The sequence below is a fragment of the [Rhizobium] kunmingense genome (assembly GCF_977018605.1).
Genome location: NZ_CDRNXG010000002.1, coordinates 564,602 through 590,275, shown reverse-complemented (window position 1 = coordinate 590,275; position 25,674 = coordinate 564,602). Strand labels below are relative to the sequence as shown.

28 protein-coding genes and 1 riboswitch are annotated in these 25,674 nt (G+C 57.5%); of the genes, 16 read left to right on the top strand and 12 right to left on the bottom strand.

Going from position 1 to position 25,674, the window contains the following annotated elements; translation table 11 throughout:
• Positions 1-85: 85 nt before the first annotated feature.
• From AC0JZ4_RS21180 to AC0JZ4_RS21145, 8 genes are all read right to left on the bottom strand, one after another.
• On the bottom strand, positions 86-508 hold the full coding sequence (locus AC0JZ4_RS21180; protein ID WP_471888460.1) for a PIN domain-containing protein: 423 nt from the start codon (positions 506-508) through the stop codon (positions 86-88).
• On the bottom strand, positions 505-759 hold the full coding sequence (locus tag AC0JZ4_RS21175; RefSeq protein ID WP_471888459.1) for a type II toxin-antitoxin system prevent-host-death family antitoxin: 255 nt from the start codon (positions 757-759) through the stop codon (positions 505-507). The genes AC0JZ4_RS21180 and AC0JZ4_RS21175 overlap by 4 nt, the downstream gene beginning before the upstream one ends.
• Before the next feature lie 141 nt (positions 760-900).
• Complete coding sequence (locus AC0JZ4_RS21170; protein WP_471888458.1) at positions 901-1,326, bottom strand: pseudoazurin; 426 nt, start codon at positions 1,324-1,326, stop codon at positions 901-903.
• A 7-nt stretch (positions 1,327-1,333) separates the two neighbouring features.
• Positions 1,334-2,095 (bottom strand): ABC transporter ATP-binding protein, encoded by a 762-nt coding sequence (locus AC0JZ4_RS21165; RefSeq protein WP_471888457.1) that lies wholly within the window; start codon positions 2,093-2,095, stop codon positions 1,334-1,336.
• A complete protein-coding gene (locus tag AC0JZ4_RS21160) occupies positions 2,092-3,144 on the bottom strand; it encodes a FecCD family ABC transporter permease (protein ID WP_471889056.1) in 1,053 nt (350 codons plus the stop codon). Before AC0JZ4_RS21160 ends, AC0JZ4_RS21165 begins: the two co-directional genes overlap by 4 nt.
• 5 nt (positions 3,145-3,149) lie before the next feature.
• Complete coding sequence (locus tag AC0JZ4_RS21155; RefSeq protein ID WP_471888456.1) at positions 3,150-4,166, bottom strand: ABC transporter substrate-binding protein; 1,017 nt, start codon at positions 4,164-4,166, stop codon at positions 3,150-3,152.
• A 145-nt stretch (positions 4,167-4,311) separates the two neighbouring features.
• Positions 4,312-4,505: riboswitch (cobalamin riboswitch) on the bottom strand.
• A gap of 35 nt (positions 4,506-4,540) precedes the next feature.
• Complete coding sequence (locus AC0JZ4_RS21150; protein ID WP_471888455.1) at positions 4,541-5,215, bottom strand: class I SAM-dependent methyltransferase; 675 nt, start codon at positions 5,213-5,215, stop codon at positions 4,541-4,543.
• Positions 5,216-5,474: 259 nt separating this feature from the next.
• Positions 5,475-5,993, bottom strand: a complete 519-nt coding sequence (locus tag AC0JZ4_RS21145; protein WP_471888454.1) for a DedA family protein — start codon at positions 5,991-5,993, stop codon at positions 5,475-5,477.
• A 578-nt stretch (positions 5,994-6,571) separates the two neighbouring features.
• On the opposite strand from AC0JZ4_RS21145, the gene AC0JZ4_RS21140 reads away from it, so the two are divergent.
• Both AC0JZ4_RS21140 and AC0JZ4_RS21135 read left to right on the top strand, forming a co-directional pair.
• Positions 6,572-7,102, top strand: coding sequence for a sigma-70 family RNA polymerase sigma factor (locus AC0JZ4_RS21140; RefSeq protein WP_471888453.1), 531 nt, complete (start codon positions 6,572-6,574; stop codon positions 7,100-7,102).
• A complete protein-coding gene (locus AC0JZ4_RS21135) occupies positions 7,095-7,856 on the top strand; it encodes an anti-sigma factor family protein (protein ID WP_471888452.1) in 762 nt (253 codons plus the stop codon). The genes AC0JZ4_RS21140 and AC0JZ4_RS21135 overlap by 8 nt, the downstream gene beginning before the upstream one ends.
• Here AC0JZ4_RS21135 and AC0JZ4_RS21130 read toward each other — a convergent pair.
• Positions 7,842-8,441, bottom strand: a complete 600-nt coding sequence (locus tag AC0JZ4_RS21130; protein WP_471888451.1) for a YncE family protein — start codon at positions 8,439-8,441, stop codon at positions 7,842-7,844. The genes AC0JZ4_RS21135 and AC0JZ4_RS21130 overlap by 15 nt on opposite strands.
• Before the next feature lie 114 nt (positions 8,442-8,555).
• On the opposite strand from AC0JZ4_RS21130, the gene AC0JZ4_RS21125 reads away from it, so the two are divergent.
• Positions 8,556-9,443 (top strand): LysR family transcriptional regulator, encoded by an 888-nt coding sequence (locus AC0JZ4_RS21125; protein WP_471888450.1) that lies wholly within the window; start codon positions 8,556-8,558, stop codon positions 9,441-9,443.
• 96 nt (positions 9,444-9,539) lie between these two features.
• On the opposite strand, the gene AC0JZ4_RS21120 is transcribed toward AC0JZ4_RS21125, so the two are convergent.
• The gene (locus AC0JZ4_RS21120) at positions 9,540-9,962 is read right to left on the bottom strand and encodes a putative quinol monooxygenase (RefSeq protein WP_471888449.1); all 423 of its coding nucleotides are present in this window, start codon (positions 9,960-9,962) and stop codon (positions 9,540-9,542) included.
• A 22-nt stretch (positions 9,963-9,984) separates the two neighbouring features.
• Positions 9,985-11,334 (bottom strand): carboxymuconolactone decarboxylase family protein, encoded by a 1,350-nt coding sequence (locus AC0JZ4_RS21115; RefSeq protein ID WP_471888448.1) that lies wholly within the window; start codon positions 11,332-11,334, stop codon positions 9,985-9,987.
• Between the two features lie 110 nt (positions 11,335-11,444).
• Here AC0JZ4_RS21115 and AC0JZ4_RS21110 point away from each other — a divergent pair, with 110 nt between their 5' ends.
• The 5 genes from AC0JZ4_RS21110 (at position 11,445) to AC0JZ4_RS21090 (ending at position 15,343) form a co-directional block, all read left to right on the top strand.
• Positions 11,445-12,368, top strand: a complete 924-nt coding sequence (locus AC0JZ4_RS21110; protein ID WP_471888447.1) for a LysR family transcriptional regulator — start codon at positions 11,445-11,447, stop codon at positions 12,366-12,368.
• Between the two features lie 387 nt (positions 12,369-12,755).
• On the top strand, positions 12,756-13,652 hold the full coding sequence (locus tag AC0JZ4_RS21105) for an aldo/keto reductase (protein ID WP_471888446.1): 897 nt from the start codon (positions 12,756-12,758) through the stop codon (positions 13,650-13,652).
• Positions 13,622-14,329: a formylglycine-generating enzyme family protein gene (locus tag AC0JZ4_RS21100; protein ID WP_471888445.1), complete on the top strand. Its 708-nt coding sequence runs from the start codon at positions 13,622-13,624 to the stop codon at positions 14,327-14,329. The genes AC0JZ4_RS21105 and AC0JZ4_RS21100 overlap by 31 nt, the downstream gene beginning before the upstream one ends.
• Positions 14,330-14,342: 13 nt before the next feature.
• A complete protein-coding gene (locus AC0JZ4_RS21095) occupies positions 14,343-14,492 on the top strand; it encodes a hypothetical protein (protein ID WP_471888444.1) in 150 nt (49 codons plus the stop codon).
• A complete protein-coding gene (locus AC0JZ4_RS21090; RefSeq protein WP_471888443.1) occupies positions 14,489-15,343 on the top strand; it encodes a helix-turn-helix transcriptional regulator in 855 nt (284 codons plus the stop codon). The genes AC0JZ4_RS21095 and AC0JZ4_RS21090 overlap by 4 nt, the downstream gene beginning before the upstream one ends.
• Positions 15,344-15,444: 101 nt before the next feature.
• On the opposite strand, the gene AC0JZ4_RS21085 is transcribed toward AC0JZ4_RS21090, so the two are convergent.
• Positions 15,445-16,626 carry a Fic family protein gene (locus tag AC0JZ4_RS21085; RefSeq protein WP_471888442.1) on the bottom strand — a complete coding sequence of 394 codons (1,182 nt, stop codon included), beginning with the start codon at positions 16,624-16,626 and terminating at the stop codon, positions 15,445-15,447.
• Positions 16,627-16,878: 252 nt separating this feature from the next.
• Between AC0JZ4_RS21085 and AC0JZ4_RS21080 the strand changes: the two genes are divergently transcribed.
• The 8 genes from AC0JZ4_RS21080 (at position 16,879) to istB (ending at position 25,665) form a co-directional block, all read left to right on the top strand.
• Complete coding sequence (locus tag AC0JZ4_RS21080; RefSeq protein WP_471888441.1) at positions 16,879-19,236, top strand: hypothetical protein; 2,358 nt, start codon at positions 16,879-16,881, stop codon at positions 19,234-19,236.
• Positions 19,237-19,558: 322 nt separating this feature from the next.
• Positions 19,559-19,849 carry a hypothetical protein gene (locus AC0JZ4_RS21075; RefSeq protein ID WP_471888440.1) on the top strand — a complete coding sequence of 97 codons (291 nt, stop codon included), beginning with the start codon at positions 19,559-19,561 and terminating at the stop codon, positions 19,847-19,849.
• Complete coding sequence (locus tag AC0JZ4_RS21070; RefSeq protein ID WP_471888439.1) at positions 19,849-20,115, top strand: DUF1488 family protein; 267 nt, start codon at positions 19,849-19,851, stop codon at positions 20,113-20,115. The genes AC0JZ4_RS21075 and AC0JZ4_RS21070 overlap by 1 nt, the downstream gene beginning before the upstream one ends.
• A 465-nt stretch (positions 20,116-20,580) precedes the next feature.
• Entirely contained in the window at positions 20,581-20,754 is a 174-nt protein-coding gene (locus tag AC0JZ4_RS21065; RefSeq protein ID WP_471888438.1) for a hypothetical protein, read from the top strand.
• Between the two features lie 479 nt (positions 20,755-21,233).
• Entirely contained in the window at positions 21,234-21,473 is a 240-nt protein-coding gene (locus AC0JZ4_RS21060; RefSeq protein WP_471888437.1) for a DUF4167 domain-containing protein, read from the top strand.
• A gap of 535 nt (positions 21,474-22,008) precedes the next feature.
• On the top strand, positions 22,009-23,157 hold the full coding sequence (locus tag AC0JZ4_RS21055) for a glycosyltransferase family 4 protein (RefSeq protein ID WP_471888436.1): 1,149 nt from the start codon (positions 22,009-22,011) through the stop codon (positions 23,155-23,157).
• Positions 23,158-23,333: 176 nt separating this feature from the next.
• A complete protein-coding gene (gene istA, locus AC0JZ4_RS21050; RefSeq protein WP_471888435.1) occupies positions 23,334-24,863 on the top strand; it encodes an IS21 family transposase in 1,530 nt (509 codons plus the stop codon).
• On the top strand, positions 24,853-25,665 hold the full coding sequence (gene istB, locus AC0JZ4_RS21045; RefSeq protein WP_471888434.1) for an IS21-like element helper ATPase IstB: 813 nt from the start codon (positions 24,853-24,855) through the stop codon (positions 25,663-25,665). The genes istA and istB overlap by 11 nt, the downstream gene beginning before the upstream one ends.
• Positions 25,666-25,674: the final 9 nt, after the last annotated feature.

Here is a 25,674-nt window from a genome sequence, read left to right as displayed (position 1 = left end):
GGTCTTGAAGAGATATGAACCATGGACCCGCGCATTTTCCAGTCCACCTCGCACGGATGATTTCAAGGCTCCTGCAGCTCTGACCTTAAATACGCCAGGGATTCACGAGGACAACGCCTGTTCCTTGGAAATCCTGGACATTGCGCGTCACGACCCCTAGTCCATGAACAAGCGCCGTGGCCGCAATGATTGCATCAGCTTCATTGCGGCGATCTGGAATGTGTAGATGGGCACATCGCGTCGCAACCTCATCATCGATTGATATGGTACGCGCAGCAAACTCGGGTCGCACACGGCTATCCATCCACTTTCGTAAGCGAGAGCCCTGCTCGATATCGCGGCGCTGGATGCTGAGTATCCCCCGTTCAAGCTCTAAAATTGTTATCGCAGAAATGTACAGATCACGGGAGTCCTGCGCACTTATCCAAGCCGTTACGTTCGGATCAGCTTTACCATCGCCGACCTTCCGGAGCTCGGAGACAACGTTCGTATCGAGCAAATATTTCAAGACAAATCAACTTCGCGAATTGCTATGATCGATCGCGGTGGATCGAAATCGATTACCGATAAGCCAGGCATCGATAGAGCATCGACAAGATTGTGACGTTTACCTGTCAGGCGCTCAAACTCGCCGTAAGTCATCAACACGTGCGACGGTCTGCCTCGATCAGTAATAACGACAGGTCCAGCCTCCGCAGCCTTCTTTGCTCTGCCGACATCGTGATTCAATTCGCGGCTGGTCAACCTGATGGTGCCCATATGCGCCTCCCTGTAGGAACGTACCTACATATAACGCTATAGGTCGCGATGTGCAATGCTCTCAAGGCAAGCTGCTTCTGTGTCCTATTTTTGAGCTCTTGAAAGGCATGAACCGCCGACCTCGTCAATTCAAATGCGGTATCACTGATTTCTTTCAACTATATGCTTGAAACGCTTCACCGCCCCCGGACGAACGTCATCCGGAAGCTTCATGTCGGATAATGGAGCGTCGCCAACTCGGACAATCATGACCATCCCCATGTCGTAATGCGGCGTACACATGATCCCGTAGAAGCCCTCTTCATTGAAAGTGACTTCAATCTCCTGGTTGATCTTTCCCTTGAACGGAGTTGCTCCTTCCGGCAGAAAATCCTTGATCGTCGCTGCATTGTGTCCCCGCTGCGTCGCCAGGAACTTCACCTTGTCGCCGGGCTTCAATGACAGGAAATCCGGCTCAAAAGCCATGCCGCCGGTCGCGTTACCGTTCAACATTTTTACTTCAAAAGTCTCGGCATGGGCAGCGATTGGCAGCAAAATCAGAAGAGTAGCAAGAAGGATGGAACGCATGGAAACCTCATTGAATGGATCGGAAACGGATCAGGCGAGAGCCGTCCGTGTCTTCGAAAAAACGAGCCATGACACCAAAGACGTCACGGATCAGATCGAGCGTCAAAATCTCGGCAGGCGTCCCAACCGCCAGCAGCGATCCTTTCGACATCACACCGATACGGTCACAAGACATCGCCTGATTGAGATCGTGGAGCGCGATCACCGACGTAATGGAAAGCGCTCTAACCAAGCCGAGGATCGACAGTTGATGCTGGATGTCGAGATGGTTGGTCGGCTCGTCGAGCAGCAAGATTTTTGGCTGCTGCGCGAGCGCGCGGGCGATATGAACGCGCTGTTTTTCGCCACCTGACAGCGTATGCCACGACCGCTTTTCCATGTCGGCCATATCGACCTGTCGCAAGGCCTCGGCGACGATCTTGTCATCCCTTGCTGACCACGGCTGCAGTGCCGACAACCACGCCGTCCGGCCAAGTTCGACAGCGTCCCGGACAGTCAAGCGCTCAAGCGTATCGCTTTGCTGCTCAACAAATGCCAGGGTCTGGCCAACCTGCTGCCGGTTCATCCGCGCCATGGGCTGCTTCTGCAGAATGACTGTTCCGGAAGAGGGTGTGAGGATGCCGGCCAGCAGTTTCAGCAGCGTCGATTTGCCGGAACCGTTGGGACCGATAAGTCCAAGCGTCTCTCCCTCCCGTACGTCAAAAGAAACATCTTCCACGATGCTGCTGCCTCGCACCTTCCAGCTTAAATCTTCAGCCGCCAGGATCATCGAATGCGCCTTCCGCGAATGAGGATGAGGGCAAACCCCGGTGCGCCGACAAGGGCGGTGATGACGCCGATCGGCAGGACCTGATTGGGCACGAGCACCCGCGAGCCGATATCGGCCAGCACGAGAAACACGGCTCCCATCAGTGCCGAGACCGGCAGGAGCCGGGCGTGGCGTGGCCCGACGAGGAAGCGGGCGGCATGGGGTATGACGATGCCGACGAAACCGATCGAACCGACGATGCTGACCATGACTGCGGTTATCATCGCCGCCGTTCCGATGACGATCGCCTGTACCTTGCGAACCGGCACGCCGAGTGAGGCCGCAGAGTCTGCGCCGAAAGTGAAGGCATCGAGTGCCCGGCGATGCCATATGCAGACGCAGACACCCAGAATGGCGATCGGGACAGCAAGAAATACATCGTTCCAGCGCACGCCGCTGAGGTTCCCCATCAGCCAGAACATCACACCGCGCACCTGCTCGGCATTAGCGGAACGAGTGATGATGAACGAGGTCAGTGCGTTGAAGAGCTGCGAACCGGCAATGCCGGCGAGAATGACAAGTCCGGTCGCTTGGATGCCGACACCGCCACCTGCGGCGCGCGCCAGCATGATGACCAGCAGAAAGGCAATCAGCGAGCCGGCAAAGGCACCGATGGGCAGAGAAAGAAGCCCACCGCCGATGCCGAGGATCAGAATGGTGACCGCACCCGTTGAAGCACCGGCGGAGATGCCGAGAATATAGGGGTCGGCCAGCGCATTGCGCAGCATGGCCTGCAGAACCACGCCGGACACGGCCAGCGACGCACCGCAGCAGGCCGCCACGATGGCGCGCGTCAGCCGATAGTTCCAGATGATACCCGCATCGATCGGATCAACGAGATAGGTTGCGCCAAACATCTTGTTGACCAATGTCTGGCCGACAAGATGGATCGGCATGGACGTCTCCCCGACGGAGACGCCCAACGCGATGGCAATGAGGAGCAGGAGAACGGAGCCAATCAGATAACCGATCCGGCGTATGGGAATCTGTCCGTTCCGCTCGACCACGATATCCGTCACTGCTTGCCCTTGATGTCTTCAAGCGCGTCGGCGACAGCCTCGATACCGGCTGGAATTCGAATGCCCGCATGGACGGCATGAGCATCGACCACGACAATGCTGCCCTCCTTGACGGCCTTCATTTCGCGGGTCACCGGGTCACTCTTGAGGTAATCGAGCTTCACCTGATAGTCATCGGCCGGATAGCGGCGGCGATCCATACGTGCGATGATGATGACATCCGGGTTGGCCTTGGCGATAGTTTCCCAACCAACGGATGGATATTCCTCATCGCTCTCTACCACGTTCTTCACGCCGAGCGTGTTCATGATGAAGCCCGGAATGCCCTTTTGACCGGCAACGAAGGGATCGAGTTCGATGTCGGCGCTCGAGAACCAGAAGACCGCGGAGACGTTTTTCAGATCGAGTGCCTTGGCTTTGGCCGCAGCCGCGTCGACCCGTGAACGAAGCTGCTCTTCAACCTTGTTGCCGCGGTCCTGCACATCGAAAATCGTCGAGAGTTCATCGACGGCGCGGTAAACTGTATCGATCGAGAATGGCGTCTTACGTGCGCCGTCACCGCCCGAAAGGTTGTCCTTGCCGACGCAATCCGCCGGCATGGCGTAGACGTTGATACCAAGCTCGTTGAACTGCTGGCGCGTGCCGACCACGCCCTGCGGGCCGACATGAACCTCGAACTGGGTCGTCACCAATTCCGGCTTCTTGGCCGCCACGGCCTCGAAGCCCGGATGGTTGTCTGCCAGACGCGGAGCCTTGGCATTGACGTCCTTGAACTCCGGCAAAACCTCGTTGAACCAGACCGACGTGCCAACAACCTTGTCGCCAAGGCCAAGTGCATACAGCATTTCCGTCGTCGACTGGCCAACGGCAGCGACGCTCTTCGGCGCAGCGTTGAAGGTCAGTTCCTGACCGCAATTGCTGATCTTGAGCGGATATGTGGTTGAGCCGGCATAGGCGCCGGAACTGGCGAACAGGAGGGCCGAGAAGGCAAGAGCTGCCTTGAGTTTCGTCATGATCAATCTCCGGTCAGTGAAATGGACCCGATCGGGGATCATCAAGATGGCACGGAAAATCCGCCTGCCGGTTTTCACCGCCATTCGGAACAGCACGCAAAGACGCTGCAAACATCCGCTTCCTCCTCCGGACACCCCGCCGGCGTTACGTTACTCGATGTCGGCAGGTCTCCTGACTGACGGGTCAACGCCTCCTCTCGCCTTCCCGGGCACAATCGCCCAGTGGCCGATGAAAGGATGCTCGCCGCCTACAGTTGCGGGGGCAGTTTCGTTTGACGGATTGCTCCGTCCCGAATTCCCTGTTCGTCCCTTTCGGGAACCGACGGCGGCAAGCTATACAGGCTTGAGACCGTTGCGCAAGCCTGCGTCGCGGATCAGGACGGCTTTGTCGCGGTCAGCACGAAATAGTCGATCATGCGGCTGCTGTCGTCATAGACGGCACCATAGGGATGCGTCTCAAAGAGATGCTTCCAGGACTGCACCTCGCCGAAACCGGTCTCGTGCAGCAGTGCACGCGCATCAATATCCGTCAGGCCATTGAAAAAGGGCAGTTCGTTGCCGAACTCGGCCGCGCTGTCGTTGTCGCGATGTAGGAACCATAGGCCGTCTGAAACCAGAAGCTTGCCACCCGGTTTCAGGATGCGGTTAGCCAGGGACAGCGCACCCGCGGGGTTCTCAAGCGTCCAGAGAACATTGCGCAAAGTAACGATATCAACGCTTGCGTCAGGAATTTCGGCATCGTCCATCGTCGAATGAACAAAGGTCAGGTCGAGGCCACGGGCCTCGGCATCCTGACGGGCGTGAGACAACATCCCCTCTGAACCATCCACTGCGATGACCCGATGGCCCAGCTCCGCGAGCAACAATGCGCACGCACCCGTGCCGCTTCCAAGATCGATTGCGGTCCGGGCATCTCCCTCAAGCGCCGCCGAAAACACGCTTTTCCAATCGTCATAGTTACGCTTGTGCGATGCCGCACTGTTGAAGCGGTTTGCCCGCCCATTCCAATGTTCGGACATGGCTTTGGCAGTGTTGGGGGCAGCTTTCATACGTCACTTCCAATATCATTATCGCTCGATTACTCGACTTGGGTAATAGGTACTTATGATCCGGCCATGCTATCGGCGGAAGTTACTCCGCGCTACGCCCAAGCCTGCGTTTTTCGCAGCTCCTGATGGGTATCGCCCCTCAAGTCCGTTAAATGTGCTTACGCTTATCAACGCTCTATCTTCATGACGTAGGGCTAATTACGCGACATCGTTGCATTATGTGCGCGTAACTCGCTGCGTGAACAGAGTGGTCACCTCGCTACAGGGATTGATATCCTTCAACCGCCATCCACCCGGGCATCAGCATGACGAGCGCCCAAATAACGGCCGAGGCGATGTTGGCCGCTTGGAACTTCGCTTGTTTCATATGCATCATACCAGCAACAAACGGTACAGTCGCTCTCAGCGGCCCGAAGAACCGCCCCATGAACACTGCGAGCATCCCATGCTTCCGAAAGAAAACACGGGCCTTCGCAATGCTTGTCCTATGCCGCTTCGCTGCCGGGCTGAACGTGATGCGCCGGCCTGATTTTTTGCCGATCAGATAGGAAACGATGTCACCCGTGACGGCCCCGAATATGGCAGCAGCGAGCACGGGAGCTGGATCGGCAGTACCCGCCGCAAGCATCCCACCGACGACGAGCAGAATAGGAGTAGCCGGGAAGAGCACGCCGACAATGAACAGAGACTCGCAGAAGGCTGTCAGCCCAACCACGATTGCGGCCCACTCGGGGTATTCGTTCAGAAAATTGACGATCGGGGCAGTGATTTCCTGCATTAAAAACATCCGAGGGTGCTAAGCACTGAAGAGCGTGAAAATATCAATCGCGAGGCTGATGAGCAAAATCCGCAAGTCGTTTAGGGACGGCCTGAACTCGATGACGCGGACTGTAGTCGGGCTTCGCGCAGACGCTTGGTCTTCTCCGCCCGCGCCGCCGCCTCTGCTTCCACGATATCCAGTGCTCCGGGCGCTCTATTCGAGGCAGGCTCATCTTCGTCTCTACCCGGCTTGAAAAAGTTATCCTTGGTCGCTGTCATCGACGGTCTCGCTTCGTAGGGGAAAGGGATCGGCGTTGGTGCCGGCCAAGGCTCAATGGGTCCGGGCTGATCGAGTGCGTTGAACCGCGCCATCGAGCTTGTGGCATATTTTTGGAGCCAATAAATGCGGCCGGGCTAGCTGGTGAATGTGTCTCATGCTGGAGTATACGGAGCCCACCCGGAAAAAATTGCAACGCCAATCGAAAAATTTCCAGGTGGCAGTCGATTTCACGGTTCTGAGCAGGCTCCTATCAACCGCAGTCGATTTTTTTCGTCGCACCATGCAAGCAAAAGAAAATTGGCTCCGTATATCTGATCATGGATGACAGGAGACGCATGTTCGACGTTCTAGGCCAACTCAGCGCATTGAAGCGCTATGCGCGTTCGCTTGCGCGCAATCCGGCTGATGCCGAGGACCTCGTCCACGACACTTTGATACGCGCGTATGAGCGGCGCTCGAGCTTCCGCCGCGGCGCCAACCTGCGCAATTGGCTTCTGTCTATCCTTCACAACACCCATATCGATCGTGTCAGAAGCTCTTTATCCCGCACACGGCGGGAGATGGCCGTAAACGCCGAGATTGAAACATCCCATCCTGCCCATCAGGAGCATGGTGTTCGCCTCGCACAAATTCGGTCCGCATTCGACACTCCGCCGGAAGATCAACGCGAAGCGCTTCACCTGATCGCGATCGAGGACATGTCCTATCAGCAGGCTGCAGAGCTTCTCGATGTTCCTGTCGGCACCTTGATGTCTCGGGTCTCGCGAGCACGGGCGGCGCTGCGCGATTTTGAGAATACTCCGAGAAATCCCATCCATCTACACATCGTTGGAGGCGGCAATGACTGAGACCGTACCTATTTCCGAAGCCGATCTGGACGCCTATGTCGATGGCCAAATCGATCCGGCTGGGCGCGTGCGTGTCGAATCCTTCCTGTCGAAAAATCCGGACGCAGCCACCCGTGTCATGACGGACCTCACCGTTCGATCGACCCTGAAGCTTGCCATGTCGATGGAAAATGCCAGTTGCACACCGCAGACCCGGCATGCTGCTCGCCGGCTTGAGACCGGGCTTTCGGATGCGCGCATGTGGGCGACCTTCCAGAAGATCGCGGCCGTCGGTCTGCTTGTCTCGGTGGGCTGGTTTGCCAACACATCTCTCGGAACCCGTGAGGTAAACGCGTCTGCGCATCCCCCCGCCTTCGTCGAGCAGGCCATCCGCGCGCATCGGACATCCTTGGTTCGCGCCGGCATGCAATCCCAGCCAGAGGTGAAGGCCTACGATCGCGACGAAATTCGCGCCGCAACCGCAATAGCCATGCCAGAGCTCCCGGACGATTGGCAGGTCGTCGATGTCCAGGTGTTCCCGTCAGAGTTTGGCCCAAGCGTCGAGGCAGCTGTGCGGACAGCGGAAGGCACGCTCATCTCTGTATTCGCAGGCAGGCCTGGCAGTTTCTCGGTCGAAGCGATCACCGGCGTCAATCTTTCCGATGCGGAAGCAGCGTGGTGGCAACTCGGCGAGGTCGCATATGCGGTCGTTTCCAGCACCCCCGAGATCGGCCTTATCGATGAGGCCGAAGTCCTCAGGTCATCGCTCTACTGAAAGCGGAAAGCGCGCGGCCTCCCCGAAGGCGCCGTCCATGAATTCCAGAATATGCAGTAGGCTTTCATCGGCCGAGTTGGCGACCACGGCGACCCGGCGGCCATCCGGGCTGACCGCCAGCCCCTCCGGATTGACGTCGATTTCGGCCGTATCCGCAAGCCTTGGATGGGCTGGATCGCCGAGATCGACGGCGAAAATCCGATTGCCCGCCGGTAGTTCCTTTACTGTCGTCGCGCCGGTGGGACGTTCGCCAAGACGCTCGGCCACAAAAGCGGTCCTGCCATCCGGTGTCAGTTCCAGAATTTCCGGGGCTGCTGTCACCGAGTTCGAAACGGGCAAGGCGCTTTGCGTCAGTTTGCCATCGGTGATGGAGAGAATGGTCAGAGTATCCTTGTATCCGGCGTCTGGTGGCGCAAGGATGGTGTCGGCGTAGGTCTTGGCCACATAGTCTCCATCTGAGATCACCGCGACCCGGCCCGCCGAGATGCCAGCCAAAACATCCACCGATTGAGCGGACACCTGCGCTGCCAACGTCATCGACGCAGCGGCGATAGCTGTGGTCGGGAAAAATTGCGAGATCGCCATGATGCACTCTCCTGTGTGTTCAAGGTTCGTTGCGAAAAGAGATAGTCGCCTCATTGATCGGCATCCAATTGGAATATAATGTTCTGTGATAGGCGTTTCGCATCAGGGAGCTATATGGATATCAGAGCCATGGCCTGTTTCGTCGCGGTGGCGGAGGAGCTTCATTTCCGTCGCGCCGCAGAGCGACTGCATCTCACGCAACCATCGCTCAGTCAGCGTATCCGCGTGCTTGAACACGAGATCGGGACGGATCTTTTCGCAAGGGACCGTCGCAGCGTGGCGCTGACGCCCGCCGGGCAAGCCTTTCTGGAGCCGGCCCGCAGGGCAATCGAGAATGCGCGCGTTGCCAGGGAACAGGCGCTCCGGGCAGCGCGTGGCGATGTCGGACGATTGCGACTCGGTTTTACGGTGATAGCCTTTTATGGACTGCTTCCGCAGGCTCTGCAGGCATTTCGCCGCCGTCATCCCCATGTGGATGTCGAGCTTGCCGAAATGAATTCGCCGTCGCTTGAAACGGCATTGGCCACGGGTAGCATCGATCTCGCCATTCTGCACCCGCCGCTCGAGCATCCCGATCTTGAGACACACGCGCTACCGGGCGAAGCGCTTGTGCTGGCATTGCCGGAAAGCCATCCACTCGCAGCGACGGATGTGATCGAGATTGCCGCGCTCGACGGCGAACCCATGCTGATCGCACCGCGCCGTATCGGCCCCAGCATCTACGATCGGATGATCGCGCTCTTTCACTCGCATGGCGTGACACCGCGGATCGTTCAGGAAGTGACCCCGATGACCACGCTTTCCGGCCTTGTCGCGGCGGGCGCCGGTCTGGGCTTTGTTACGGAAGGATTGTCCCGGCAACCGCGCTCCGGCATCTCCTACCGCCCTGTGACGCCAGCGCCACCACCGTTACCGATCGCCGCTGCGTGGCTGAAGCCCGGGTTACCGGTGACGGGCAAACTCTTTCTGGAAGAAGTCATCGCGCTTTACGCCAAACCGTAAGCCTTGATGGCCCTGGCGTTCGGTGACCGACATGACAACTGGACACGGCGACCGAACAATTGATTAGTGGCCGCCGTGCCATTCGAAATAATCATTTCACACGATCTGTCGCGCAAAATGTGCTTCCATCGGCTCCGCCAGCAGTTCTTCGCTGCGTGCTACGATCGCCTTGAAATGGGGCGTCTCGAAATGCGCCTTGATCGCCGCATCGTCGGACCAGCGCTCGAAGGCAAGGAAGACTGCCGGTTCTTCGCGTGAGACATGCATGTCAAAGGCAATACAGCCCTCCTCCTTTCGACTTGCCGTGGCAACCTCAATAAGTGCCTCCCGCAGTGCCTTCTCCTGGCCGGGCCTTGCACGCAACTGGGCCATGATCGTTATAGCATCCACCGCCATTCCGGCTGACACATCGCCCTGTGCCAAGGCAACGGTAAAGGGAGCACTCGCCAACACAGCAGCACCGGCGGTAGTAAGCTGAATGACTGCGCGACGCGGGAAAAGCTGATTGTTCTTAGCCATGTGAAATTCCTTCGTGGGTTGATTATTCGGGGGTCTCGTCGAAGACACGACCAGTGATGACCAGTGCATGCCGCACAGCGGGAAAGCCGACATAGGGAAGCATGTGGAAAATGGTTTCGCCGATCTCCCGGCGGCTCGCTCCGGCCTTGAGCGCACCGGCCACATGAAGCCTGAGCGGCAATTCGCTGACGCCAGTTCCCAGCGCCACCATCGCCGAGATAGTCGCCAGCTCCCGCGTTTTCAGATCGAGGCCAGGTCGGGAAAATACTGCCGCATAGGAGAAATCGACGAAGTAATCGCCCACATCGGGAGCGATACCGGAAAACAGTTCGCGCGCACCGTCACGACCAAGCCCCGTCAACGTCCTGAGCGTCTCCAAGCCGCGCTCGTCGAGTGCTCTTTTCTCGACCTCGTCCTGACGTGGCAGGCGCTCCGGCGTAAAGTCGGCTGTCGCGACAGCGGGTACCGGCCGCGAGAGCACCTCTTGCGCCACCGCCGCGGCAGATAGCACTTCCGACCAGCCGGCATGGATCGTCATCTGGATCAGGAGTTCGGATATCTGTTCGGTGGTAACGCCCGCCCGGCGCGCCCTGTCGATTCGTGCAGCCAACGCATCCCGACGGTTGCCGCGAGCGATCATAGTCACCACGCAAACCAGCGCCCGGGTTGAGCGGTCCAGTCCGGGGCGATTGTAGATCTCGCCATAGACGAATTCGGCGGTGATCCTGTCGAGTTCAACGCCAAGTTCTCCGAGCCCATCGAGGCCGCCGGCATGCTCCGGTGGGCCGATATCCGCGATCGTTGCAAGCCCCAGATCATAGACATCGCCATTGGGCCGGTTGGAACTATCCAGGCCCAGAGTGACACCGCGCTGTCCGAATATGTCACGGGCGAGGAACAGGGCGTCCTGGGCAACCGGAAATCCCAGTTCGGGGCCAAGCTGGATGAGTGTCTCGACAATTTCTCGTGGCGAAACACTGACCTCGAGCGCGCCGCAAATCTGACGCCCCAGACCATCCATGACATTCGCTTGTGCGGCAGTAGCCGCGACACCGATGATCATCCGTTGCCGCAAGTCAAGACCAGGGCGCGACAGGATTTCTCCATAAGGACCTCGCACATTCATGCTCACCAGATCTGCAGAAAGCCGGTCATAGCTGCCGGCAAGCCGCGCCTCGCGATCCCCTAGCCGCTCCAGAAGGGCAATGCCTTGGCGATAAAGCGCATCCGCCGCAGGCGACTGATGAGCGGATGCAGATCGGGGCAAAAGTGCTCCGCCCAAGGCCAACACCCCGGCGCCGCTCAACATGGCACGACGTCCGATCACGGTGCTCTCGGCCTCGTTAAGAAAGGCATTCGTCTGTAGAAGCATGGTCAATCTCCTCTTCTGTCGAACGACATCGGAGATCGTTATCCCTGCGACATACTTTAATATCGGGGCGAGACAACTATAGTTGCAGCCAGAGCAACAATGGAATGCTGATGCCGACCTCCCCGATCGAAACGGCGGCCTTGACCGAGTTCATGGCCGTGGCCAGACGCCTGAGCTTCGTGAATGCGGCACGCGATCTCGATCTGCACAGGTCCGTGCTCAGTCGCCGTATACAGGAGCTTGAACATCGGCTGGGCGCGCGCCTGTTCGAGCGGAACACCCGCCGTGTCACGCTCACCGAAGCGGGCACGGCATTCATGGCGCATGCTTTGGAAATCCTCGCTCGTATCGATGACGCCGAAGCGGAAATCTCTCGATATGCATCGGAGCCCACCGGCTTGCTGCGGCTGGCTTTACCCAATGTGTTCGGCCAATACCAGATCGCGCCGCTACTGCCGGACTTCATGGCGCGCCATCCAGCACTTCGCCTGGAACTCAGTTTCAGAGACGACTTCATCGACATGGCGGCCAACCAGTTCGATGCGGCGATCCGTATCGGTGCGCTGGATGCCGGTGGAGATGTGGTCGTGCGCAAGCTGGCACCGAACAGACGGCTTATCTGCGCTACGCCGGCTTATCTGGAAAAATACGGAACGCCGACGCAGCCATCCGATCTCCAAAACCACCGTATTCTACATTTTGCGCCCCTCCTCAGCGGCAGGATGTGGCGGCTACGAGGTGCTGGCGGTATTGTGGAAGTACCCGTCGACCCGGTCCTTACCGCAGACAATATCGACGCCTTGCGTCATGCGGCACTCTCTGGCCAAGGTATAACGGTTCTAGCGACTTTCGTTGCAGGGGAGGATTTTGCCAAGGGACGGCTGGTCCCGGTTTTCCAGGACTATCATCCTCTCGAGAGCACGGTTTCGATCGTTTACCAGAATGCCCGACACGTGCCGCGCAAGGTTCGAGCACTTGTCGATTTTCTGTTGGAGCGATTTTACGGAACACCGCCATGGGACCGAAACGGCTGAAATGTATCTCACTCTCGGCCACAGCTAGACAGAAAACCACTCACTTCCAGGCTGTATGAAAACGGCGTCGCCGGAGGCACATTCGCGCCCCACAACCGCTTCCGGATCGACTGCAGACCGATAATTGGTCAGGATCGAGCGCTCCGGTCAGGATCTGACGCGCCTGTGCGGCGGATAGATGTCATCGTCGCCATCCTCAGCACAAGGGATCCCACGATGACATCAGGATTTTCAGCCTACGGACGCAAGCTCCTTGCCGCCACGGGGGCAGGCCTTGCAGCATCGCTTTTACCCACGTCCGCAGTTCTTCGCCCCGCAATGGCCCAGCAAGCAAGTTCTTCGCCACGCGGTGCGCCGATCATGCGGCCGATACCGAAGACAGGGGAAATGTTACCGGCCGTCGGCCTCGGTACGTTCGAGACCTTCGACATTCGCCCGGGCGAGGCCCGAGAAAACGTCGAGGAGATCGTCAAGCTGTTCCACGAGAACGGCGGCAAGGTGATCGACACCTCGCCGCTCTATGGCATGGCGGAAGTCTGCACGGGCGATGCCATCACGTCCCTCGGCATTGGTGGCGAGATCTTCATCACCAACAAGACATGGACCACCGGCGATTATCTTTCCGACAACAGCCATTCGGAACGGCAGGTGCGGCAATCGCAGGAAAGGCTCTGGAGAAGGCAGATCGACGTTCTGCAGGTCCATAGCTTGGAGAACCACGATCAGGTGAGGCACTGGCTTGCCCAGAAAAAGGCCGAAGGTTCCGTCCGCTATGTCGGCATCACACAATGGAGCCCGGAATATTACGACACGATGGAACGGCTGGTGAATACCGGCACGCTGGACTTTGTCCAGATCGCTTATACCATCCTGACCCCGGCCGCCGAGCGGCGATTGCTGGACGCTTGTGCCGCAAACGGCGTCGCAGTGCAGGTCAACATCCCATTCGAGAAAGCGCGCCTTTTCACGCCTGTCGCAGGCCAGCCCGTGCCCGATTTTGCCAGAGAGGTCGGCATTGAAAGCTGGGCCCAGTATTTCCTGAAATGGATCATCTCGCATCCGGCCGTGACCAATGTCATACCGGCCACCAGCCAGCCGCAGCACGTGCTCGACAACATGGGAGCGCTCTACGGCGACCTTCCCGATGCAGCGATGCGCAAGCGCATGGCGGAACATTACACGGGGCTGACAGGCGTCGCGGATGCGCTAAAACAACCTCCCTATCCCGGCAAGAACTATGGTGGTATCGTCACATGGCCGTTCCCGCAGGTGCAGCGTACCTGACGCTGCTTGCAGCATTTCTCGTCGGCACGCCGGCATCGGCATCCGAAAGGGTCGAGATCGACGGATTTTCTATTGATCGGACCGAGGTCCGTCTTTCGGATTTCGTAGCCTTCGCCGATCGCTCCGGTATCAAGACGGCCGCCGAACGCGAGGGTGGCGGTCACGAATGGGGCGGCGGCTGGGAGCGGAGGCCCGGCTGGACTGTCCGTACGCCCTTCGGCGACACGCCGTACAGTGCCGACGAACCGGCTGTTCATGTCAGCTGGCACGAGGCGAGCGAATATTGCGCCTCGGTCGGCGGCCGCCTGCCGAGCCGATCTGAATGGGAACGTGCAGCGTATCAGGAACATGGCCCCGGCACTGTCAATGGCTTCATCGCGGGCCGCACCTACATCTATCCGACCGGAGAAACCAACGAGGGCACCAACACTAGTGTTGATGACGCTTGGCCCCGTCATGCTCCCGTTGGCACGACCCGCGCGGGTGTCAACGGTCTTTTCGACATGGGCGGCAATGTCTGGGAATGGCTCGCTGATCGCCAGGGTGCTGACGCGCTGACGGCGGGCGGCTCCTGGTGGTACGGACCCGACAAGTTGCGTGCCGATGCGATGCAGTGGAAGCCGGCCGACTTCTATGTCGTGTATATCGGCTTCCGTTGTGCCTACGACCCCGGCTGAACCACGACAATCCATGCCGAAGATCACCTGCCGCTCACGTCCAATTGAAGATGGGCGGCAGGCCCCGGCCTATTTCCTGCATGCAAGTGTCACCAAGTCGCTCTATCCTCGGCCATTGCGCACCGCGGACATGACCGGGGTGCAGGCCGAGGCTTCTGCATGATTGACGAGCTTGAAAGGCAAAGCTGGCATCTGACGCAACAGCCGAACGACCACGCCCGGGTGACCTGGAGCGGCGGACGTTTCGAAACCGCCAGGCGGGTGCGGACGGCCGAGGTCGAAGGCCGGATAACGCCCGATTTCCACCTCGTCATGGTAACGCTGAATGGTGGCGCTGCCCCCCATGAATTTCGCACCGACGACGGTTTTCGCTATGCCGGCGCGGATGTGAAGCGAACCGTCTCCTTCCTGCCAGCCGGCTGCAATCGCGATCTCGCCCTGCGCGACGTATCTTGGGAATGGGGCGCCATCGCCATCGATCCCGCGACAACGGGATCCAAGCTTGGGACCTTGCCGCCATCGCTTATCGGTCGCGACGACTTCATTTACACGATGACCGCAGAGATGGCGCGCCTCTTCCACCGTGATGGTCAGCTGGACGCAACCTATTGCTCGACAATGGCATTGGCGCTTACCGAATATCTGGCGCACAGGGTAAATGTCGCACCGCGCGCAAGAGCCAGACCGTCCCACGCCCTGACGACACGTCAGCTTCACGATACCTATGGCAGGATCGACGCATCTCTCGGCGGCCAGATCACCATCGCGGACTTGGCAACGCCGCTCGGAATTTCGGAGGGGCATTTCTTTCGGGCATTTCGCGGCGCAACCGGCCTCACACCGCTCCAGGCCATCTCGGCCCACCGCATGGAAGCCGCCGCCCACATGCTCAGGCAGCCCGAACTCGACATCACTGAGATCGCCGCCCGCTGCGGCATCGAAAGCCCCAGCCATTTCGCCCGCGTCTTCAGGGCCCACAAGGGAATGTCACCATCGCGCTGGCGAAAAGCGTAGGGGTCGACTGCCGGGCGTCGAATAGAAACTGCCGCGGCAACCACCAATCCCTTCCGATGCATAGATCTTGATGCAGATCGAACCTTTGGCCCTCTTATTCGTCATGAACTGAGCGGCAGGGGATCAGTGCCTTCGCTTAGAATTGCAAGGTATCGTCGATAACTGAACACACGGCCACGCTTGCGGCCGGTCACCTCATCAACGATGCCCAATCGCTCCAGATCTGCGAGTGCAGCGTTAACCGTTGGTGCGGACAGACCTGTGATCTGAACGATCTGGTTCGCCGTGTGAAAAGGATTCTGCTGGAAAAGCTCGTGAATGCGAAGGGCAGACCCTGCTCTATCGCTCTCCATCGTGATCCGCTCCCGATCTTCCTTGAAAAGATCGACGATCTGGGTGGCAGCCTCAAACGCCTGATTGGCAGTGTCGGCGACGCCGGCGAGGAAAAAGTCCAACCAGGCTTCCCAGTTTCCGTTTTCGCGGACCTCCTGCAGCAACCGATAATATTCTCTTCGATGGGACTTCAGATAGAGGCTGAGGTAGAGCAGCGGCTTTCGCAAAACGCCGTTCATGCAAAGATATAGGGTTACAAGCAGGCGGCCGATACGACCATTGCCATCGAGAAACGGATGGATCGTTTCGAACTGCACATGCAGCAGGCCAGCTTTGATCAGTGCCGGCAACCGAGATTGCTCATCGTGCATGAAGCGTTCGAATGCATCGAGGCAATCGGCCATTTCCGTGACGGGCGGCGGCACGAAGAGTGCGTTACCGGGCCGCGTGCCACCAATCCAATTTTGCGAACGGCGGAACTCTCCTGGGTCCTTGGTGCCTCCTCGCCCACTGTGTAGTAGTCTGGCGTGCATCTCGCGGATCAGACGCAATGACATGGGCAGCGTTTCCAGCCGCTCCAAACCATACATCATGGCGTCAACATAGTTGGAGACTTCACGGATATCATCGACGGGCTGCCCGGCTTGAGCTTCTGTCTCGAACCGCAATAGATCGGAAAGCGTCGACTGCGTGCCTTCAATCTGTGAGGAGAGAACAGCCTCCTTTCTCACATACATGTATAGAAACAACTCCTGTCGCGGCAGCAGCATTGTGATACCATCCAGGCGTCCCAGCGCGCGCTCTGCTAGGCTTAGACGCTCCAGCAATGAAAGCACATCAATCGCCGGCTCGGGCGGCAATGGCGGGGGCACGAATGCCCGCACTGTTTCACTGGCGGCGATCGTCTCGACGAAACGACCCATGCGATGGTTGGATTGGGAATCAGACATGTCCCAGTATCAACGTTGCGCCTTATTTAAACAAGGCGGGCTTCATTTAATTAAGCGCCAAACTTAGATAAGCGCATTTAATTAACGCCCTGACATTGAGGTTTCTGGCGCAGATCCAGGGTGACTTGCGTAGGGGCAGAAATACGATGATCAAGCAGCCTATAAAGTGCCTCGTCCGATAAATCCTTTCTTAAAGCTCGCCTCCTATTCCCGCTCGCCCTCGGCATTAGCGCCGAAAGAAACGGAATAAGCATGACCCAAAAAGACCTTTCATCACGGCATTTTCAGCGAAAGATATCCGAATTCTGCGAACTACGTATCGCACCGATCACATCCAAACGAGTGCTGGAGAACGTCCGCCATTATCTCATAAGCCTGATCATCTACCGGAAATCGCCACCCCTCCTGAATGGCCATATCGATTGGACGACGATTGGTCAGTCCTGTGGGATCGAAGCGGAGTTGACGGCGGAACTGAAAAAGCAACTCCGGCCAGGCTTGGATGCAATCATCCGATGGCTCGGGGCACCACCGGCAGCCGAAGAGCGACGGTCCCCAAAGCCAAAGACCCGCCCGAACAAAATAGTGTCTGCAAAGACGGTAGCTTCCACATCCTCGACCAGAAAGCCTCAACGCGCGACAACCGACGGTACATTTGCGCGGTCTGGGTCCACACCACGAGGTCCTGCACCGAAGCCGATTAGCCCATTCCCAGAACCGCTATTCGAAGCGACAGAGGATCCGGCAAGCTTTCAGGATGCGTTGGTCTATCATATGCGCCGGTTCGGCGACAGCTATTGGCAGCTCTACCGAGCCGTTGTTCATCTCAATGAGACCTTCGACCACAAGACGCTTCTATCCTGGATCCAAGGCGAGCGCGTACCCCGATCTGTTGCGAGTTTCGATATCCTCCGCCGCATTGAGCGACGCTACCGACTTCCGGAGGGATATTTCAAAGAGAAGCTGCCGCATCAGGCACGTTCGCTTTATGGTCACGAACTCGGTGATATTAGCCCGGCCGAGCGGCGCAGGATCTCGCTGCATCTTCCAGATGACTTCAGCAGTCTGCCCTTCACCAAGCGCGAAGAAATCCTTGATTGGGTGCGCCGTGTGATCATTTCCGGATCGACGGAGTATCGTCGATACCAGGCGGCGGCCAGCAAGCAACGTTATGCCATCCGCTTTCCCGGTGTCACTTATGGCGGGAGCGCACTGTCGGCCAGATCCTTGGCATCCGCAGTTCGAGCAAATCAGAATATTGAGGCCGAGTTCGATGATCCTGATCTGCTGTCCGGCGTTGTCGACGCGCCGCCGCGGCTTGCCATGGAAATGGCAGATCTCATCCGCTTCAAAACCTCGACACTGACGGCGATTGGATTTCAGCGGAATGGTGTTTGGGGAGAAGAAACGGCTTCTCAGAAAATTGAGCATCTTGGTCTGATGTTCGGCGCACTGGCCGCGTCACCGAATAGCGCCGTGAAGGGTTACGGCGTTCCACTCAGCCGGTTGAGCTTTAGCCTTCTCATCTTCCCCGGCGTTTGGGACTGGTACCTTCTGTGGCGGGAACAACGCCGCGGCTTCTATACAAAATGGGAAGAAGACATGTTGATGGTTGCTCAGGCCCTTTCCCGTGCTGATGTTGGCTGGATCCGACAGCACCCGGAGTTGCTTCAAAACGTCAGGCCTATTGCGGGTTTGATTGAACAGGAAGAAATCGACTTCGCAGCTCGCGACTGGCATGGCGCCTGCGATGCGTTTCATCGGCACGCCGCCAATCGTTCCAAGGAAATCCAGCGCGTCATGCGCGTCCATCGTGACCCGTTCGAGCCAATCATGTGCGTCCTCGAGGCCGAGAGCCCATTGGCGGAATATCGTAAGATCACGGACGAGATACTTGCACGCATCCCGGATGAGCACAGATATCCGCGGTCGGCGGCAGAGGCCGTCAGGTCGTTCCTGTTACTCCGAATTGGCCTGCACCTCGGGCTACGACAAAAGAACCTTCGCCAATTGCGCGTCTGCCCGCGCGGACATTATCCGACATCGGAACGCCGGCTGGCGGACATGAAATGCGGGGAGTTGCGCTGGAGCGACCGCGATCATGGATGGGAGGTCCTCATCCCATCGGTCGCATTCAAAAACTCTGGATCATCCTTTTTCGGCCAAAAGCCGTTTCGACTGATCCTGCCGGACTTGCTTGATCTCTACAAATATCTTGATGCCTATATCGATCGACACCGCGGTGTTCTACTTGGTGGTGCCTCTGATCCCGGAATCTTGTTCGTCAAGACGGTGAAGACAACCAGCATCGATGCGGCTTACAATTCGACTACGTTCTACGAGGCGTGGCGGACCGTCATTCAGCGCTATGGGATCTACAACCCCTATACCAAACGCGGTGCGATCAAGGGCTTGCTGCCGCATGGACCGCATAACCTGCGGGACATTCTTGCGACACATATCCTGAAGCAGACCGGATCCTATGAGCAGGCAAGCTACGCCATTCAGGATACGCCCGATGTCGTCCAGCAGCACTATGGTCGCTTCCTGCCGCAAGACAAGGCAGCTCTTGCTGCCAAAATCCTGAATCAGGTCTGGGAGGCTGCGTAAGCTCGACAGATATGCTCGGCTTGGGTGTTGGCTCAGCCTACATCCGAGCCGATCTCGTCGTTTCGCTCTTGATGGGAATCGAACCGTTGCGCTGACTTAGAAATAACTAAGCAACTGAATTGCATACAAGAAACTGCCGACTATGATTTGAGTTGCGCCGAGCAACCGGGCCTACTTCTCATTCGCGGTTTCGTGGCGATCAATTACCACGACCCAGCCTTGTAATCGAATATATAAGTACGACCTATAGTGCAGCGACGGCTTGTCTTCAGGGCGCTGTCGCCGAGGGCGCAAATCCTTGCCCCAACTAAAGGAGGACAGCATGTCTTCCAATACACTGGCAGCAGCACAGATCGACAACGACGGCTTCAAGCTGATCCGGGACGTCTTGAGGACCGCCGGTCTTCGTGGAGTCGCAACCGATGCGAGTTCCGATATGAAGCGCGACGCACTGATCTTTCTCACCTCCGAATTTCGCGACGGGGTCAGGACCAAAGCCAGCCTATTGGAAGCGCTCACTCGGCGCAGCCGGTCTTCAACGGACGGCGCCCCGTTTGGTCGATTTTCGAAAGAAGATGGCATCGACCGGTGGCGGGACGAAGGTGGGCATTGATGGGTATCAGGTTTCCCAATGAAGCTCGAAGTTTCGATGACAAGAACCGCTGTGTTCGATTTATTGGGTACGACGGGATGTTCGAGGTCAAATTCTATCTCGCCACCGACGTACTCGCCTGTGGGAAATCGCACAGACACGCCAGCGAGAGCGACTACCTGACCTCGTTCGATGCGTTACGACCGAGAATTCTAAAAGTGGCCACAAATGCTTACTTGAAAGCGCAATCGAGTTCTATCTCCCTGAGTTTGCGGGATTTCAGTTGAGCAGACTGTCTTCTTAAAGGATATGATCATGCGCCAGCCAACCATTCCAGGAACCAGCTCACCCGGCACAGCGAAAATGGTTCTGGTCAGCAACTTCGCAAGACGGTTTCGACTTGATCGGGTTGAGGAGAACAGATTACGGAAGCTTCTCGGACCAATCGCCAGAGAGACAGATCTTCTCAGAAACGCGGGCCGATAGGCGCGGATTGTGATGGATTGGTTTGCCGTTACAGGACGGATCGCATTTTCACTTCGACAGCGGCGACTGCGATGACCTTGCAGGACTTCGTGATTGTCACAGCGCATCGGGCTGGAAATAGCTCCAACAAGCCGGGCGCCTTGCAAACCATGAAGGCGCGATGCGGATCACGGCTTCACTAGACAGTTCCATCTCAAGAAACGGATCTCAGATATGAAGACCACTATAAAACGGTCACCATCGATCGACCGTTCCAACTGCCTCGGATGGCCGAACCACATCCGCCAGCGACGTTCGAGCTTCAGATCGATGAGGAACCTCTCGATGTGGTGTGGGAAGGCTATCACCGAACGATGACGCTGTTCCTGACCTCGGATGGCCTGACCGAGGCATGGCCGGTGTCTGAAGAAGAACTCGACAAGGCGATGGCGTCGCATTGATTCTGACCCTCTGTTTTGGCCGCCTCACACGAGACCTTCCGGTCGGCAGACCGAACTCGGCAAGCTGCGCGTCTGGGGTCGCGAACCGTCTCTGAAACTCTGGAAGGCATCCACGCCGTTCAGGTGAATTAATGGGGCGAGGCGTTGAATCTGCGCCCGGTGCACTCTGCAAACAATACAAGCCGAACCTGGAGGGAAATATGTCGGGCATTCCGACAGCGCTCTGACGGGCGCTGGCAGTCATTTTCTTAAACTCGTCGCGAATGAGTTAAGCGCAACAGATAATCATCTGCCGTGCGAGTTTAGTGTCGTTGGGCGGCCACAACATTAAGCCGCAATGAGAGCTTAGTCTCTTCAGCTCATGACGCCGCGCCGATGCGGCTGTGTCATTGGCGCGTTCGCCGGCATTCGTGGCACTCAATCATTCTCAGAAATAATTCCGTTTAAGAGGCAAGCCTTGTGAGGCTTGAAGTGTTCTTTTGAATTCATCACACCGAAATCCCCGCCCATCGACAATCAGGCCTGCAAAGGCTCGCCTGACCGCAACCGAAACTCCTAACTGGCAGAGCCTGACCAAGCGATATGAGCAATACCTCGCTCTGGCGCGGGAAACTGCCCAGGCGGGAGACAGAATCGAGGCGGAGAATCTCTATCAGCACGCAGAGCACTTCTATCGGACGGCAGCCCTCCAGAAAGCGCGTAAGCAACAATTAACGTGAAGTCAGCTGAAACCGGCCCGCAGGATTTTCAAGAAAAAGCTTGGCTACAGATCCTCACGAGATATCGCAATCCTTAAGCTGGCAACGGCATACACGAGTTAATTGTTACAGCTGCCCCTTTCGTCAGCCCCTGGACGCTGACTTAGCTGACGGTTGATTTCGTCTTCTGGTGGGGCATGACTTTGATCATTCCGGCGGCGGGGTTTCTGCTTCGGCTACTCATGATCCAACTGCGACCACTGCGCCTTCTTCGATCGCCGGCGCGTGAATGATTGAACAGGATAAGTTCTCGGTATCGTCACTCTCACGCTTTATGACTACGGGTTGAGAGTCAAGGATGCTTATGGTGGCAAGAAACGCGAGTATTAGACTGTAAAGTCAGGTATTTCAGCCCACAAGCCTAGTCAAAATTGCTTGTCGCTCCATATACCGTTTACGCTGTTCTTGTGCATTAGCAACGCCCTCGTGAGCGGATGCTGGCGGTCCTACGAAATATCTTGCTGGACTGGTGCTTAGCACAACAGAGAACAATCCAATGCGTATAGCGCAAGTCGCACCACTGGCGGAATCAGTTCCGCCCAAACTCTATGGCGGCACCGAGCGCGTCGTCTCCTGGCTCACGGAAGAACTTGTCGAGCAGGGTCACGATGTTACCTTGTTTGCCAGCGCAGACTCAGAAACCTCTGCTGAACTCGTACGGGCCGTGCCTCAGGGCTTGCGCCTGGCGGGCATACGGGATCACACCGCAAGTCTCCTGGTGATGCTGGAAGAGGTTCGCCGCCGGGCTTCGTCATTCGACGTCATCCACTTCCATGTCGATCTGCTTCAGTTTCCCAGCTTTCGAGATTCTTCGACACGGTGTTTGACGACGTTACACGGGAGGCTTGATCTGCCGGATTTTCATCCGGTCTACCGCGCTTTTCCGGAGATGCCGCTGGTCTCCATCTCGAATGATCAGCGTTTGCCGCTGCCAAACGCAAACTGGCTTGCCACCATTCAGCATGGACTTCCACAAGGACCTGCGCCGAAAAATATGCCAAAGCGTGATTATCTCGCCTTTCTGGGCAGAGTAGCGCCTGAGAAACGGCCGGACCGCGCAATCGAGATTGCAAAGCGAACCGGAATTCCGCTGAAGATTGCTGCAAAGGTCGATCCAACGGACCAAGACTACTTCGATCACGTCATTCGTCCGCAGCTCGACCACCCGCTGATCGAGTTTATCGGCGAGATCGGCGACCATGAGAAACGTGATTTCCTTGGAAACGCCATCGCCCTTCTTTTCCCAATTGATTGGCCTGAGCCATTCGGCTTGGTCATGATCGAGGCAATGAGAGAAGGCACGCCGACCATCGCTTGGCGGCGAGGGTCAGTTCCAGAGGTTATGGATGAGGGTGTGACTGGGTTTATCGTCGAAACGATTGAAGATGCTGTCACAGCAGTTCATATGTCCATAACTCTTGACCGGATGGCGGTGCGGCAGCAGTTTGAACAGCGGTTCACATCTACCCGGATGGCATCGAACTACGTCGCCGAATACGAACGCCTGTCGAAACCGTCGCCCACAATGTTTCCAAATCACCGTCCACCGGAATATGGTCTTTCGACACCCGTAGGGCCACTGACTGCCGCGACAAATCCTTCCGCCGGCGCTAGCTTGGCTTCTATTTACCGGTCCGTCTCATGACGATGGATAGTGAAGCATCGAAGAATTTAGCGGAGGAGCTCGACACCGCAAGGTACGATCTCGTTGTTGATTGCCACTGAGAACTGACCCGGTAGCCCAGGATATTTCCATCGAGAATTGACCCATGTTTGAACCTTGCCCTGCGTGTTTTCAGCGGGGGCTACGGAGTGATCGACATGGCGTTACTGAGCGTGATCCGACGCTGGCATTTTCGAGACCAACTATCGATCCGGGAGATTGGCCGCAGGACTGGCCTGTCCCGGAATACCATCCGCAAATATCTTCGTCTTGATGGCGTGCAACCAACGTTCAAGGTGCCAGAGCGGCCGAGCAAGCTTGATCCTTTTGCCGACCGGCTGTCAGCGTGGCTGCGGACGGAAGCCAAAAAGAACCGGAAGCAGAAGCGGACGATGAAGCAGTTGCATTGCGATCTGATGAGCCTTGGCTACGAGGGTTCCTACAATCGCGTTGCGGCTTTTGCTCGGGAATGGAAAGCCGATCTGCAGAGAGAGTTGCAGACCTCGGGGCGTGGGACGTTCGTGCCCTTGGCATTCGATCCGGGTGAGGCCTTCCAGTTCGACTGGTCGGAAGACTGGGCAATAATCGGCAATGAACGCACCAAATTGCAGGTGGCCCATACGAAGCTCAGCTACTCCAGGGCGTTCATCGTCCGGGCGTATCTTCTGCAGACGCACGAGATGCTGTTCGATGCCCATAACCACGCGTTCCGTGTCTTCGGCGGGGTGCCACGGCGCGGCATCTACGACAACATGCGCACGGCAATCGATAAGATTGGACGCGGCAAGGAACGCGACGTCAACATTCGCTTCATGGCAATGGCCAGCCACTACCTCTATGAACCGGAGTTCTGCAATCCGGCGTCTGGCTGGGAGAAAGGCCAAGTCGAAAAGAACGTTCAGGATTCGCGCCATCGGTTCTTCCAACCGACACCACGCTTTCCATCGTTGGAAGCCCTGAACGACTGGCTGGAGCTTCGATGCAAGGAAGTTTGGCAACAGACCCCGCATGGAAAGATGCGTGGCACGATCGCTGACCTCCTGGCCGAGGAAACAAAAACTCTGATGCCAACGGCGCGTGTCTTCGATGGTTTTGTCGAGCATACCAAGCGGGTCTCCCCGACCTGCCTCGTGCACTTCGATCGCAATCGCTACAGCGTTCCGGCATCCTTCGCCAATCGACCCGTCAGCGTTCGGGTATATCCAGACCGTATCGTTGTTGCAGCGGAGGGTCTGATCATATGCGAGCACCGGCGCATCATCAGCCGTTCGCATGACGGACCTGGGCAAACAATTTACGATTGGCGGCATTATCTCGCGGTCGTGCAGCGCAAGCCCGGTGCTCTTCGCAATGGTGCACCGTTCGTCGAGCTTCCCGAAGCCTTCAGAACGTTGCAGCAGCACCTGCTCAAGAAGCCGGGCGGTGATCGTGAGATGGTCGATATCCTTGCGCTCGTTCTCCAGCACGACGAGCAGGCAGTGCTATCCGCAGTCGATATGGCTTTGACATCCGGAGTTCCGACAAAGACCCATGTACTGAACCTGCTGCATCGCCTGGTCGATGGCAAATCCTCGACACCACCGACGATCGACGCTCCACAAGCTCTCACACTTGCCAACGAGCCCAGGGCCAATGTCGAACGCTACGATTCTTTGAGAAAGACTGCGGAGGTTCGCCATGCGTCATAACCCAGCCAGCGGCGCGATTGTCATCATGCTGCGCCAACTGAAGATGCACGGCATGGCGGAGGCAATCGGTGAACTCACCGAGCAGGGATCGCCAGCTTTTGAGGCTGCCATTCCTATTCTGTCGCAACTGCTCAAAGCGGAAACGGCAGAGCGGGAGGTTAGATCAACCGCCTATCAGCTCAAGATTGCCCGCTTCCCAGCCTATCGCGATCTCAACGGCTTCGACTTCTCCAGCAGCGAGATCAACGAGGCGCTCGTGCGCCAGCTCCATCGCTGCGACTTCCTCGACGAGGCCAACAAAATCGTGCTGGTCGGCGGACCCGGCACAGGCAAAACCCATATTGCCACCGCCCTCGGTATCCAGGCGATCGAGCATCATCACAAGCGGGTCCGGTTCTTCTCGACAGTTGAGCTGGTCAACGCGCTTGAGCAGGAGAAGACGCAAGGTCGCTCAGGCCAGATCGCCAATCGGCTTGTCCATTCCGATCTCGTCATCCTCGACGAGTTGGGCTACCTGCCGTTCAGCGCGTCAGGTGGCGCGTTGCTCTTCCACCTCCTGAGCAGGCTCTACGAACGTACCAGTGTCGTCATTACCACCAACCTGAGCTTCAGCGAATGGGCCAGCGTCTTTGGTGATGCCAAGATGACCACGGCGCTGCTCGACCGCCTGACGCATCATTGCCACATCCTCGAAACCGGAAACGACAGCTTCCGCTTCAAGAATAGCTCAGCTCATGAACCGAAAAACACGAAGGAGAAAAACCGGAGCTTGACCACTACACCGGACCCGAAACATATCTAAAAGGCGGGT